This window comes from Clostridium sp. C2-6-12 (assembly GCF_009928485.1).
In the GTDB taxonomy this organism is placed as follows: domain Bacteria; phylum Bacillota; class Clostridia; order Clostridiales; family Clostridiaceae; genus Clostridium.
The window spans coordinates 103,787-116,799 of sequence record NZ_JAABNP010000005.1 but is presented as its reverse complement, the minus strand read 5'-3'; the positions used below and the strand labels follow the sequence as shown (position 1 = coordinate 116,799).

General features: G+C 30.4%; 16 protein-coding genes. 5 read left to right on the top strand and 11 right to left on the bottom strand.

The genetic code is table 11. The features are described from left to right. Positions 1–360: 360 nt before the first annotated feature. Positions 361–1,257: an N-acetylmuramoyl-L-alanine amidase gene (locus GXK56_RS06170; RefSeq protein ID WP_160686257.1), complete on the bottom strand. Its 897-nt coding sequence runs from the start codon at positions 1,255–1,257 to the stop codon at positions 361–363. Positions 1,258–1,419: 162 nt separating this feature from the next. Here GXK56_RS06170 and GXK56_RS06165 point away from each other — a divergent pair, with 162 nt between their 5' ends. Further along, a complete protein-coding gene (locus GXK56_RS06165) occupies positions 1,420–1,992 on the top strand; it encodes a sigma-70 family RNA polymerase sigma factor (protein WP_160686255.1) in 573 nt (190 codons plus the stop codon). 82 nt (positions 1,993–2,074) lie between these two features. Here the strand turns inward: GXK56_RS06165 and GXK56_RS06160 are convergent, their stop codons facing one another. After that, complete coding sequence (locus GXK56_RS06160) at positions 2,075–2,317, bottom strand: hypothetical protein (RefSeq protein WP_046057897.1); 243 nt, start codon at positions 2,315–2,317, stop codon at positions 2,075–2,077. Positions 2,318–2,614: 297 nt separating this feature from the next. Between GXK56_RS06160 and GXK56_RS06155 the strand changes: the two genes are divergently transcribed. Both GXK56_RS06155 and GXK56_RS06150 read left to right on the top strand, forming a co-directional pair. Further along, entirely contained in the window at positions 2,615–3,130 is a 516-nt protein-coding gene (locus GXK56_RS06155; protein WP_160686253.1) for a hypothetical protein, read from the top strand. A 101-nt stretch (positions 3,131–3,231) separates the two neighbouring features. After that, positions 3,232–3,432, top strand: a complete 201-nt coding sequence (locus GXK56_RS06150) for a YvrJ family protein (RefSeq protein WP_160686251.1) — start codon at positions 3,232–3,234, stop codon at positions 3,430–3,432. Positions 3,433–3,769: 337 nt separating this feature from the next. Here GXK56_RS06150 and GXK56_RS06145 read toward each other — a convergent pair whose 3' ends face one another. From GXK56_RS06145 to GXK56_RS27700, 3 genes are all read right to left on the bottom strand, one after another. After that, positions 3,770–3,925 carry a hypothetical protein gene (locus GXK56_RS06145; RefSeq protein WP_160686249.1) on the bottom strand — a complete coding sequence of 52 codons (156 nt, stop codon included), beginning with the start codon at positions 3,923–3,925 and terminating at the stop codon, positions 3,770–3,772. 1,575 nt (positions 3,926–5,500) lie between these two features. Further along, positions 5,501–5,890, bottom strand: coding sequence for a hypothetical protein (locus tag GXK56_RS06140; protein ID WP_160686247.1), 390 nt, complete (start codon positions 5,888–5,890; stop codon positions 5,501–5,503). A gap of 124 nt (positions 5,891–6,014) precedes the next feature. Next, a complete protein-coding gene (locus GXK56_RS27700) occupies positions 6,015–6,179 on the bottom strand; it encodes a hypothetical protein (protein WP_202127834.1) in 165 nt (54 codons plus the stop codon). Positions 6,180–6,342: 163 nt separating this feature from the next. Between GXK56_RS27700 and GXK56_RS27960 the strand changes: the two genes are divergently transcribed. After that, positions 6,343–6,516 (top strand): hypothetical protein, encoded by a 174-nt coding sequence (locus tag GXK56_RS27960; protein WP_207710259.1) that lies wholly within the window; start codon positions 6,343–6,345, stop codon positions 6,514–6,516. Positions 6,517–6,574: 58 nt separating this feature from the next. Further along, complete coding sequence (locus tag GXK56_RS27695) at positions 6,575–6,751, top strand: hypothetical protein (RefSeq protein WP_202127833.1); 177 nt, start codon at positions 6,575–6,577, stop codon at positions 6,749–6,751. A 558-nt stretch (positions 6,752–7,309) separates the two neighbouring features. Here GXK56_RS27695 and GXK56_RS06135 read toward each other — a convergent pair. The 6 genes from GXK56_RS06135 to GXK56_RS06110 form a co-directional block, all read right to left on the bottom strand. Continuing rightward, positions 7,310–7,681, bottom strand: a complete 372-nt coding sequence (locus GXK56_RS06135; RefSeq protein ID WP_160686245.1) for a retropepsin-like aspartic protease — start codon at positions 7,679–7,681, stop codon at positions 7,310–7,312. After that, on the bottom strand, positions 7,678–7,929 hold the full coding sequence (locus tag GXK56_RS06130; RefSeq protein ID WP_160686243.1) for a hypothetical protein: 252 nt from the start codon (positions 7,927–7,929) through the stop codon (positions 7,678–7,680). The genes GXK56_RS06135 and GXK56_RS06130 overlap by 4 nt, the downstream gene beginning before the upstream one ends. Positions 7,930–10,049: 2,120 nt before the next feature. Beyond that, entirely contained in the window at positions 10,050–10,391 is a 342-nt protein-coding gene (locus tag GXK56_RS06125; RefSeq protein ID WP_160686241.1) for a hypothetical protein, read from the bottom strand. A 218-nt stretch (positions 10,392–10,609) separates the two neighbouring features. Further along, positions 10,610–11,047, bottom strand: a complete 438-nt coding sequence (locus GXK56_RS06120) for a hypothetical protein (RefSeq protein ID WP_160686239.1) — start codon at positions 11,045–11,047, stop codon at positions 10,610–10,612. Between the two features lie 369 nt (positions 11,048–11,416). Continuing rightward, on the bottom strand, positions 11,417–11,842 hold the full coding sequence (locus tag GXK56_RS06115; RefSeq protein ID WP_160686237.1) for a hypothetical protein: 426 nt from the start codon (positions 11,840–11,842) through the stop codon (positions 11,417–11,419). Between the two features lie 183 nt (positions 11,843–12,025). Then, complete coding sequence (locus GXK56_RS06110) at positions 12,026–12,907, bottom strand: helix-turn-helix transcriptional regulator (RefSeq protein ID WP_160686235.1); 882 nt, start codon at positions 12,905–12,907, stop codon at positions 12,026–12,028. Between the last annotated feature and the right edge of the window lie 106 nt (positions 12,908–13,013).

The window sequence follows — 13,013 nt, the reverse complement described above, 5'->3', positions numbered from 1 at the left end:
TTATATTTCGTAATTAATTATATGATTTTTTATATAAAAATAACATGTAAATGACTTCCATACCTTATGTCCTTTACTTTCTATTAATTCTCTTATAATTAATTTAATATTACATTTCCAACATCTTCGTTGTTACTACAAACTAACCACCAAACTTCTTCTGATCATCCTCTGGAGTTGATGATAAATTGAAATAAAAAACTTAGTATTTTCATTATTAGCTACTATACATCTTTTGATACAATTAATAACAACATTTACTTTTAAACAAAAATGAAAGGTAGTAAACATAAAATCTCTTTTGTTTACCACCTTCTTAATCTATCTATATGATCTAATGCAGTTATAATTAAAACATATTTACTTGATCCAAGCCCCACTCCCATCAACCCGATATCCATCAGGTATTACACAATCACAATACATCTTCCCATCCTCTCCAAAAGCGTAACACCCACCATCAATCCACTTCCACAAAGGTTTATCCTTACTGCCTCTCGCCATCTTGCAGCTTTCATCTAAGTAGTACCAAGCCTTGTAATTTTCATCGTAATACCAAGCACTTTTCAAAGCATATCCATTGCTATCAAATATATACCACTCCCCCTTTATTTCCTGCCAACTATCTTTTGATGTATAGTAGCTTTTATTTTCTACACTTAGACAATACCACCATCCAACGCCATTTCGATTCCAACCATTTTTCCATTCCTCATCACTAGAATCATCAGCTCCAACTAACCCACTTACAACAGCTCTTGCAATAACTTCTGCATTGTATTTATCTGCATCAGCGCTATCAGCAAATAAACATTCAACCAAAATTGCAGGCATAACAGTTTTATTAAGTACAATAAGGTTTCTTGTCTTTACTCCTCTATTAGGTAAATTTAAAGCACCTGCTAATACATTACATATTTTATCTGCATATTGATTTGCAACTTCTGACATTCCAGTAACACATACTTCTGGACCACTTCCTCCCCCTGCATTAATATGAATTTCAACATACAGTTCAATATTTGTTGTTTTAGCTATCTCATTAGCTTCATTTGCTCTAGTATAGCAATCCTGACAGTTATAAGTATTACTTTCATCCACCCTAAGTAAATTAACCCCATGCCCTTTCTCTTGCAAATACTCTGCAACTAAAGCTCCAATCTGACGATTGCAATTGCTCTCATCAAGTCTAGTAACAACTCCACATCCAACATTTCCACTAGCAGTATGACCTACAGCAATAATAAAATTACTCATTTTACACATCTCCCTTATAATCTTTAATTTTTTTACTTTTTCATATAAGTTATATGTATTTCAGCCATATATACTATATATAGAGATAAATTCAACAACAAACACAATATATGTAAATTAATAACTTTAATTCATGACTCTTGATTGAAGAAGGAGGTTTATATGGATTTTAATTATATTGAAGCTTTAGTTACCAGATGTAAAAATAATGATGAAGACGCAAAAGAAAAATTATCTGAAGAATTTAGGCCATTAATTTATAATATTTCTAAAAGAACTTTCATTGATGGATACAATGCCCATGATATTATTCAGGAATGTTACCAATCTCTTTTTAAATCTGTTTCCATGTACAATTTAGAAAAGCATAGATTCGTTGCCTATGCTACCAATGCTATTAAAAATAATATGAATGATTTAATTAAAAGAATTAAAACCAGAAGGTCTACTGAAGGTAATGATGCATTAAGCTTACATGATGATGTTGAAAATGATTTTCCTGAACTTGAAATCTCAACTGAAACTTCATTATGTGAAATGTGTGACTATGAAGATTTAAAATTAACCCTTAAGAATTTAACTGAAGAGGAAAAAGAACTTATAGATTTTGTATTCTATAGAAATTACACTATAAAGGAATATGCTTATATAAAAAATATGTGCTACTCTACTGCTATTCTAAAAAAGAAAACTATTTTAATGAAAATCCTAAATAATATTTCATTGTATTATTAAACATAAAGAGTAACAGCTCCAAGGTCAATTTGAACCCTAGAGCTGTTACTCTTTATTATAATAATATCAATATTTCATTTGCCTACTCAAAATTAAAATTATTCACAACCTCAGTAGTTTTGTCCACATAATTATCAACCACTTGATCTATTCCATCACAGATATATCTAAGGCTGCAGCCTTGGCATTTATCTAATATCCCATCCTCTATCAAAGAGCATTTTAAATCATCATTAAATGTAGAATTTCTAATTGCCAATGCTATTTGCTTTTTATCAAAAACCTCCCCTACTTCTGAACCAATCTTAATTTCATCTCTAATCATTTTTACAACACACTCCAATAATTTATTTGCAGATCTAAAAATTTAGCAGCTGCTATTATGGATATATGTTTTATACTGTAACACAACATTAAAATTATGATTAAATTTGTATGTCTAATCGCTTAACCCGCATTTTACAAGCAAATTCTTATATTCTTAAATTCTTTTATTCTAAAATTCTAAAAAATATATATTCCTAAATTCTTTAGAATTTTAGAATCTCTAATAAATAGCCATATATCTTCTAAGAGAATACAAAAAAATACTTCTAATAATTACAAGGAGGGTATATAATTTATGGCCAGAAAAAGAGCTGCAAAAGTTCCTAAAAATGATTTTGAATATGATGAAGGTGAAGTATGTGGATTTACTAACGAAGCTCCTATATCTGGTGACTGCATATCTTCCTTTTCTTTTGATGATGATTCTGATATTAATATTATTCAAACTAATTCTGATTGTAAATCTAATAATACTGCTATTCAAGAAGATCTTAAAACTAATACTGCTTCAACTATTAACAGCAATTTTGAAAATAATATAACTAACTCCATAGAAGGAAAAAATACTTTAAGCGCTACTAAAGAACTGTTTGATAATAGAAGAACTCCTCTTCCTAATGGTGCTGCTCCTGCTATTGATGGTGAGGCTCCAAGTATTAAAAGAAGCTATACCCTTAGAAGTTCTACCATAAGAAAAATAAATGAATTAAAAAGCATTCATCCAGATATTAATGTATGTGTCAGTACCATAGTTGATATTGCTATAGATTATTATTATAACCATATTGTAAATGAAGGCGGCACTCAATAATTTAATTTATTTTATCTATTTTAATTTCAGATAATTATTTATTTTCTAACATGAACTAATATGCTTTATTTCATATATCCTTTGTAGGAGGTGATGTGATTATGGATGTAACAGATTTAATTAATCTTATTGTTAACAATGGCTTTGCTATTGCTGTAGCAGCATATCTGCTAATACGCTTAGAAAAACAAATTGCTAACCTATCTTCATCAATTAATAAGTTAAATACCATAATATCAGCTAAACTTGGAGTAGCTATTGATACAGAGAGTTCTAGTGATGATTCTCATAAAGTAGCTTGAGTAAAAAGGCGATAAACATTGATTCTTAATGTTTATCGCCTTTTCAATCTCCTACTGTATCAACATATATTTTATTCTTATATAAAATCTTTAGCAAAAAGTATATCTACCATGTAATTATCATCTAATGTATTTAATTATTTATAATTTATCTTTTACTACTATTAGAATTTCATTTAATAATTACATCGTAATTGATTTTTAATATTGGGCATACATATATGATTAAAAAGTTTTTACTTTATTATATTAATAACTATTATCATATATGTAGGCTCCAATACACAATATACTTTCTCCATGAAAATTTTATATTTCTAATTTCATGAAAAATATATTATTTTTTAATCACATTATTGAATCCAAATGTGACTGTACTGTTTACTTCAAAATGAAGTCCTAGCTTAATTAAAATCATTATAATCGCAATTGCAAGCATAGCTTTTATAGTTAAATTCACTTTTGGATTTTTTCTCTTTTTAACCATTCTCATTATAGTTACCTCCTCATTCTAAGTGTAATCTATTTGTGTTTAAATACAAATAAACTCATAAGCAAGCATAAAGATATCTTACTTATGAGTATAATACATCATTACTATAGAGTTGTCAATATAATTATAATATTATCATTATATAATATATATTATCATATATTGAGTTTATATGTCAATAATTATTTATATTTTATTTGCAAATTACTTTTAAAATTTTATATTTTGTTTATACGTATATATTTTTATGGTTAATACACGCTAAAATATAAGGAGTTAAGATGGACAGAATAAAACTATTTATAGTTATAATGTATCTTTTAATCTAGCTATAGCTTCATTCAGTCCATCTTTTATAATCCAATAACGTCGCTTTGCTCCTAAGGAAGAGAAGTTCAAGCTAGTTTATAGATTACTCTATTGGAGGGCCTGGATGTTATGATGGTATATTCTAAATCGTTATAAAACCTATATATCTTGAACTTCTCATTAATTCTTGTAGCCTGCGGCAGCAAGGAATAAATATATAGGAGCACTAGTGCTCCTTGTGGCTACGCCACTCTAAGTATTACTCTTATATATAAATCTACATAATTATTATCTGATAGTATCTATAGTTATATAATCTTATAATTAAATGCCTTTATTACTCTTAAACTATTTACAGTTAGTATTACTATATACGTATTTTCTAAAGGACAAGTTTCTTTATTAGATAGTTATTTGGGCGCCTTAACCACCACCCAAAAAAGGACATGTCATCAGCATTAGATACTAAAGCTTATAAAAGTCTCCTCAAAAATCGGAGCCTTTTATAAACTAAGTATCTCCATGCATTAGACTAGTCCTTTATTTGGGTTCCCGGTGGGGCGCATTTATTTTAAACTATAGTATTGGTATTATTTGTAGTGCATGATATATTGGGGTTCTATGTATGAGGAGATGGTAAAACTAAATAAAGTGGGCCAGACAAGCTGGTAATGGATTTTGGGAGCTTGGACTTGCCATCACTAATGTAGAATTAAGTATTTGAAGAGTGACGGCAGTTCCATCTTGTACTGGCTTGCCTGCTAATCCTTTTTAGAAATGGCGTTATTTACGCTCAAATAAATCCAATAACTAAAAATAATCAAATCTTATTCGTGAGTGAAATTATTTTTAATTATTCGGTTTATTTTTGCTTCAATAACACTCATTCCTAAAAATGACAGGCAGAAAAGCTAGTACAAGAACGCCCCCTATTGAAACTATAGATAAGGTATTAACTGTATTTTTTCATAAGTTAGGGTATATTTATTTAAAATCATTATCAAGACACGCTTCGCTTTTGATCTTGACAATAATTTCAAATAAATATGTATGGTCATTATGAAAAATCTATGTGATAGTATACTGCTTAATAAGACATGCTATCATTAGTATTGTATGTATTGATAGATGAATAGCTTGTCCTGTTTATCTTCATGCGATGTTACTGGTACTTATCATCGTGAAGCTTGTCTACCTTATTAATGCTGCACCTGTTCTTATCTATATTCTAATATTTATTTGTGGGGGATTGTTCCCCCTATGTACTTAAAAGGGCAACTCATCACCTGATACTTTTTCTAGTATATTTTCATGTTCTATGCTTATCTGCTTGTTATATTGCTCCTGCCATATTTCCTCATATTGATTATTACGTTCTTCTTCCCAATCTACAAAATGACCATTCTCAATATCACTTCTAACTGCCTTCCAGAACTTATATTCTTTATCATCAATACTATAAATCCCTTTTCTTCCTATGTTCTTTTTGAAACTTAATTTTAATCCATAAAGACTTAAACAAGCACCATCAAATTCAATAATTATTGAACCATCTTTTAATCTATAGGCTGTTTCTGAAAATCTAAAATTTTCATGTTCACTTAAGTATCTGTACTCTGCCATTAATGTTTTTGACTCATATTTTCTCTTATCCATTTTGAAGCCACCTTTGCTTTTTAGTTCCTCTCCTCCCATATTTTTATTATGCCCACTTACAGAAATTTTAGACATTATTTATGTACAAAAAAAGCACCTTTTTAGGCACTTTCATTTTTATATTTTATTCTCCAATACATAATTTCATATACCCTCTTATTGCTTTACTAACATCTTTTCCATTCCTATGGCAATATGCTTCAAACTCTTCATATAACTTAATTTCGCATTCAACATGAAGCTGTTTTGTAGGCGGTTTTACTTTTTTAATTTTCTTTTTATGTTCCAATGTTCTCCCACTCCTTTCCTTTCAAATAGTCTAGCCTATAATTAAAATTCTTATACTTAAATTGCTTTAAAAATTATACAAATAAGTACAAGTTGCAACGAATATTTGTTCGTATTTATGACAATAATAATAGTATAAGGTTAAGAGAGGATTTGAGAAAAACATGAGAATTTTCACATTTACAAAATGGCTCACTACTAAGGAATCATTTAATTCATTTGGTCACTATAAATCATGGCTTTCTATCTTATCAAAAGAAGAATCTAAGAAAACTGACTTATATTATCACGAAAAATATCAGTATTTTTTAAATTGCCTACAGACTGAATGGGATTAGCAGCATATGCTTTCCCTAACTCATATATGAAAATACATACACGAAAGGATTTGTTTGAATGACATTTACAACATGGCTTATAAAAGAAAAAAGCTTTATATCAAAAGCTCAATTTGATTCACTTGTAAATACATTACCTTATGAGGGAAGAAGAAAATTAATCCTATACTATAAAATAGAATATAAACATTACCTTGATACAAGACCAATACAACTTGAACTTGAAATAAAATAATCCTGGAGAGGTCCTCTCCAGAATTATTCTATTTCTTTTAATATCTCCACAAACTACAGAATTAACTTCCAAAATTATAGGACAAGCTTCTGTTGTTTTTTGGGCAAATACTTAAGTTCCATAGAAACTAAATATTGTACAGGGGTGAGAGCTCGCAATCCCCTTTACAATATTTAGTTTCTATTGGTATAATTGCTCTCCCAAAAAACATTATTTTAAAAAAGCTCTATTATTTAAATCTGAAATACAGACAGCTCTTTATTCTATATTACCTAATTTATTAAAATTTTCTTTATTAATAGAGCTTGTTTAAAATTTCCTTTTTGGTACTTATATATACCATAAATTATCTAGCTCTATAAATAAAAAAGAATAATCTACTAGGGTGTAATAGATCATTCTCAATACTGGTTAATATTTATTTAATAAGGGGTAAATAATGTTTTAACTACTATATATTTATATAATACTTGAGATTTGTGACAATAATATGACAGAATATAATTTTCTTTATTTATATGCACCCTGTAACAGAATTGTGTAAATCATTATAAACATCTAACAATTTAGTTCTAATGTCATATTCTTAATATTTATATTAGCGTTAAGTATTTTTAACATATCTAAACCTATAAGTAAATCAATATCTATTCCGTAATCCATATCGCCTATTGATACAGAAACATTTTCAAGCTCAATATCATTTAATTTTAATGTTTCAAAATTCTTAACAAGAATTCTTTCGCAGCCACCTATTCCTTGAGCATTTTTTATTTTTTCACTTCCGTCTAATAAAATATAATCAGCATTAATTAATGTAGTAGCAGAACCAGTATCTATCAAAACATTTTCCAAATGCAAGTTTTGGCTATTAATTTTTAGATTTAGCGAACAGAACAGTAGATAATTTTGATATCTTAATTTAATCATCTAATTAATCCAATCCTCTCATTTTCATAAATTAACAATTCATCTTTTGTATTACCAAAACTTAATTCACGTGTTTTATCTTTTCTATGGAGTGTACGGTAACACTTAAAAGCATCATTGATGTCATCGAAAACTTCTATTATTGCTACATCTTCAATGATCAATTTATTATCTTCTTCATGTTGTTTTAAACTATCAAATACAATCCATTTATTAGGATATGTTTTTCTTACTTCATTCCATAGCATAACTAGACATCTCCTTCTTTTTGTATTCTACTTTAATTATAGCATATCTATAATTATATTGGTCGAAAACTTCCCCTATCAAGTGAAACTTGATTCAGGTGGGGTTTGATCCCCATCTGAATCTTAGTTGAACTCATACCCTCAAGGGGTACCTCGTCTAGGGTCGTGCCGCTGTTATCTCCCACTTAAAGAAGTAGGAGTGTTACAGCGGCTAGACATCAGATAAACCTCTATTCTTGCAATAAAGAATGCCAATAATTCAATATAATCATTACGTCAATTCTCTACAGACTATGAATTATTGTTCCTAGTATTATATTACTTTTATTTTACAGGGCGCCGTCAATGTACTTACTTTTTTGCCTGTCCTTATTAGTAATGAGTGTTATTAAAGTGCAAGAAAACGAGTCACTAAAAATAATTTCCTCTTTAATACTTATTTCTATTATTTTTAGTGATTGGATTTCTTAAGCGGAAATAACGCCATTACTAAAAAGGACTAGCAGGTAAGCATGTACATTGTGGACCTGCCCTCACCTTCCAATAAACTTTCTTATATACTTGTGAGGGCAAATCCAAGGCGCCCTTTCCTTATGCATATGCATCACTTCTCTTTAAATCATGTAATGAACCAAATAAGACCTCTCCATAATCTTTAGAATAACACCTTATATTTATACCATTTTATTATTGCATAGGATTTAAGGCGCAGCCTTTAATCCTATCACCACAATAAAAACAACATCTGAAAAAAGTGTCAATGTAATACCAGAAGCAGCGCTTCTGGGTATTACGTATTGACTCTTTCTGGAGTTAGAATTTAGAAGTAAATTTAAAGGAATCCTCTTTGAAAAGAAAAACATTAACTCTCCTCACCCTCTATGAATTCACCTAATTAATCTTATCTACATATGCAGCATTATCTTCATTATCACCATATACCAATACCCTATTAACACTATTTCTATAATCTGTAACATAAAACTCTAATACCACAAAGAAGGCATGTACATTTAGCTAAATAACGTTTCCCGAAGTGTGCAAGCCCCTTGTGGGCTTGTAACATTTACGGGACAACGGGTTATTCTAGCGAAGTGTACTTGCCTTCTTGCGCTCCACCGGGTACCCAAACAAAGGACTAGTCTAATGCTTAGAAATTCTTGGCTTAGATGAAGTTGGAGCTTGCCGGAAAATTCATCTAAGTCTCTAGAATTTCTTGCTGTATGACCTGTCCTTTTTTGGGTGGTGGATTAAGCGCCTAGATAATTATTCAATAAAATAACTTGTCCTTTAAAAAACACATATGTAGCAGTAACAGATGTATATATATGAATAAGTCCTTATAATTAACTATATGTATATATTAATAATTACTTACGTATAAGCATAACAAAAAACTATGAAGTGGCGCAGCCACAAAGGAGCACTCTGTGCTCCTTAATAAATTTATTCCTTGCTGCCGCAGACCATAAAAATAATAAGAAGTGCAAGCTATAAGACAATACTTTCAAGCAATCTATACCACATGAATAGAGCTTATAAAAATGCTTAAAGGTCTTTCTTTAGCTTGTACTTCTTTTCCTTTGTTTGAGCATAAGCGAGTTAAAATCAAGGTAATAGGCTAGCTTTAATGAAATAACCTGCAACAGGACCTATACAATATCAACATACTTTTAAATAATTATTGCAGGAATAATGATAAGCTTGTCTATTACTTCCTTTGACTTGGAGTCACTTAGCTGGCCTTTGAGATTAGAAGAGAATTTAAAGCTAAGTTGTAGCAGAAAACATTAACTTCCTTCAATATTTTCTAAATCTAAAACTCGCTCTTATCTATTAAGTAATCATATTACAAAGCTAAATAATACATTTGAAGAATGCCATAGTATATATGTATTTAGGCTTGAACATATTACTTACTTATTCTGATATATTAAATCCTAGTTGTATGAATAATGTTTATTTGCATTCTATTTATAATAATTTATCGTATCAATAGCAATTGATAGCATTTATAACTTACTCTACGAAATTGGAATTTACATATGCTTGGATAATATCAATCGGCATTCTCCACTTTTTTGCAACTGGAACCATCTATTATATAAAGTTGAAATTACTTAAATTACTATAGCTTCTGCGCCGATACCAATACTTTCAAGATCTAATTTTAACCGCCAATAAACATCATTCTCATAAAATTCCATTTCAGAACCATTTCCTTGAGATGCGTCAATTTTATACATTTCAGGAATGTTGAATGAAATAACATATCCTAATTGTGCATCACTCCAATTAACACTTACCTCCATGTTAGTTGTTTCTATATCGTAGTTGTCATTTCCATAATTCTTAGCAATATACTCAAAAGAATAGGAAAAATCATAGCTGTCATCTTTTTTTAGTGATCTTAAGTAATCCTCCTCGTTTGCAAAACCTTGATTATCGTACTCCGTCCACATAAGTTTTTCTCCTTTCTTTTATAATTTTGTTCCATGGAATATTCCTATTTATCTATCTACTAGCTCATGATTTGCAATAATTTACAATTGCGATTATTTACATTAATAAAACCTACATTATTCTCTTTTTGTTTAATCATGCAAATTGGAATTTAACTGTTTCATTATGCTTATTTGGTGAGGTTATGCACGAAAGCCCTCAGCTCTTCTTATTGTCATTATTGTTGCTTTTTGAGTTTAACCGTTGTAGTCGTGCCCATAGCCGAAGCTTCATAGCTTAATACACCATTTTCGTATTTCATAGTTTTAGTATCATCACTCGAAGCGAGCAAAGCACTCTCAGTTTTACTATGGTCATTTTTCGAAGTCCATGAATAAGGTTCGTCAGCAGTTGTTGGAGCGACAAAAGAACCAGCCCAATAAAGTGATTTTGTGTCTCCGTTATCACTTATCCAATAAATTGTAATCGTATCCCCGCTTATTGTTGCAGCTTGATAGGACTTATCAGATTTACTATTTTCTTGTTTCCATTCACCCATCAAGTCAAGTATTTGCTTTTCTGTGTTTTTACCACCATTGCCCGAACTACACCCAGTAAATATTGTTATGAGTAGAGCCACACAAAGGCTAATTATCGCCAGTTTTTTTATTTTCATTTTTATTATCCTCCTTATAATTTCTTTAAAAAACTCTATGGTTGCTTTTATTTACAACTTTCCTTCCTAACATGCACTATATATTCTTGTATATATTAAGAAATAAGCTTTTTTTAGATTTACTTAGTGTTACCATTATTTCACTTTGAAGCGTGCTGAAACCTATAACTTGAACGGATCTACTTAATAGCAGTAATTTAATGATGATCGAATCATTACCACATTGTGTACATTCCTAAATATATTTATGGTCATCAAACCCTGACTGACCATTTAAATATGCCTTGCAACGATTCCACCACCAATTAACATTAAGAAATCTTTCACCCATAGATTTTTCTTCCTCTTGGTCTAAATTTTTGATTCTATTCAGACTGCTGTCTTTGCATAAGAGTTGACCCATGTTTGATGTTCTCCTAAGGAGATGCCATACTGTGCTGCCAACTCAATCTTGCTTTGCGATGCCTTACACCCATTAGGAAGATTTCGCAAATGCTTGTTCACATTGATGAGTTTATTGCTGGGCAGATTCGATTCATGGCACGCCTCAACAACTCCTGAATCTACGGAAATTACATCAACATGTGTTTTTAATCCCTTAGACGCGACTTCTTCAATATTTAGAACATTGGTCGCTGTTCTGTTTTTGACGATAACTATACCCACAACCACAGCACATGTTGTTATAGCTCCAATTGCAATTATTTTCTTATGCTCCTTTACAAAACCAAAAAATGTTTTCTTTTTTTCTATATCCCGGGTCATCTTCATATCCAAGTTGAATGTCTGTTCCATTTCTATCTCCTTTCAAATTGTCGTATCGCTACAATGCTATCCTTGATGATAATTATCATCTACTTACAATAATATCTTACACTAATCTCAGGAAGCTTACTTTCACAATATGTGAAGCTCATATCAGACCCAAGGCAATTTAGCCAAATCCTATTTAAGAATACTTAAAATTATTATTCGTTCTCAAGAGTTTACAGACATTTCGACAAAACGCAAAGCATAAGGATTTCCTAACTGCAAAAAAGATAACATCATCTGCATGCCGACTGCGGTGTTCATTTCTGAGCTTAACCCAGTATCTATCATAGAAACTACATATCGCAATGCCAGATAGTAATCTGCAAGCTCAGCCAAATTCAGAGATGATTTCAGATCCTTAATTAATTCAACTATAATATCATCAAAGTCATTAATAAAATCTTGACGTTTCTTTTTTGTTTCTTCACTTTCATTTGCTTTTGCATTCAAATATAACTTAACAAATGGAGGTGTATTTCTACGTGGATACAGTAATGATTCTGTAGCCTTTATCATCTCTTCATCTATTATTTGAGACCACAACACAAATACAAGCCATATATTGTTAGCTGTTGCTTCTGGTATTTCCCCCTCATCAGTTGCTTGCTCAAACGCCTCGAAGCATTCAGGAATTATTCTTCCACTTATACCCTCATTATTGGAAAAGGCATCTATAATACGACTACATAAATCATAGCCTTTCTTGAAAGCAGGACTTTTTAGCGCATTATCAGAGCACGAAAGAGGAAAAAATATCTTCATCATTTTTGCAATATCTTCTGATCCGTCAATTAAAAACTTTACAGGACCTAATTCAGTCAAATCTGAGCGTAGTATTTCATCAACGGTTTTTCCATAATGTTTTGCTAACATGTGCAATGTTTGTGGATCAGGCTGACGTTCTCCATTTTCATAATTTTTTATAGTAGTATTCCCAAAGTGCACAACTTCTCCCAATTCCTTCAGAGTTTCACCATGAATACTTCTCAAGTGCTTAATGTTTTTACCGAGTTTATTTACAGATTCATTTTCTGAATTTGTTCCCATAATTCTGCGCTTTACCCTCCATTCAATTCCATTGATATAATCGATCATTAACATCATATAAGTTATTTAACATTTCTTTTTATTTACTTTTTTGATATCTTACAAA

Coding starts and splice junctions, on each gene's coding strand:
- GXK56_RS06170 (WP_160686257.1), bottom strand. CDS start 1,257: ATGAGTAATTTTATTATTGCTGTAGGTCATACTGCTAGTGGAAATGTT.
- GXK56_RS06165 (WP_160686255.1), top strand. CDS start 1,420: ATGGATTTTAATTATATTGAAGCTTTAGTTACCAGATGTAAAAATAAT.
- GXK56_RS06160 (WP_046057897.1), bottom strand. CDS start 2,317: ATGATTAGAGATGAAATTAAGATTGGTTCAGAAGTAGGGGAGGTTTTT.
- GXK56_RS06155 (WP_160686253.1), top strand. CDS start 2,615: ATGGCCAGAAAAAGAGCTGCAAAAGTTCCTAAAAATGATTTTGAATAT.
- GXK56_RS06150 (WP_160686251.1), top strand. CDS start 3,232: ATGGATGTAACAGATTTAATTAATCTTATTGTTAACAATGGCTTTGCT.
- GXK56_RS06145 (WP_160686249.1), bottom strand. CDS start 3,925: ATGAGAATGGTTAAAAAGAGAAAAAATCCAAAAGTGAATTTAACTATA.
- GXK56_RS06140 (WP_160686247.1), bottom strand. CDS start 5,890: ATGGATAAGAGAAAATATGAGTCAAAAACATTAATGGCAGAGTACAGA.
- GXK56_RS27960 (WP_207710259.1), top strand. CDS start 6,343: ATGAGAATTTTCACATTTACAAAATGGCTCACTACTAAGGAATCATTT.
- GXK56_RS27695 (WP_202127833.1), top strand. CDS start 6,575: ATGACATTTACAACATGGCTTATAAAAGAAAAAAGCTTTATATCAAAA.
- GXK56_RS06135 (WP_160686245.1), bottom strand. CDS start 7,681: ATGATTAAATTAAGATATCAAAATTATCTACTGTTCTGTTCGCTAAAT.
- GXK56_RS06130 (WP_160686243.1), bottom strand. CDS start 7,929: ATGCTATGGAATGAAGTAAGAAAAACATATCCTAATAAATGGATTGTA.
- GXK56_RS06125 (WP_160686241.1), bottom strand. CDS start 10,391: ATGTGGACGGAGTACGATAATCAAGGTTTTGCAAACGAGGAGGATTAC.
- GXK56_RS06120 (WP_160686239.1), bottom strand. CDS start 11,047: ATGAAAATAAAAAAACTGGCGATAATTAGCCTTTGTGTGGCTCTACTC.
- GXK56_RS06115 (WP_160686237.1), bottom strand. CDS start 11,842: ATGGAACAGACATTCAACTTGGATATGAAGATGACCCGGGATATAGAA.
- GXK56_RS06110 (WP_160686235.1), bottom strand. CDS start 12,907: ATGGGAACAAATTCAGAAAATGAATCTGTAAATAAACTCGGTAAAAAC.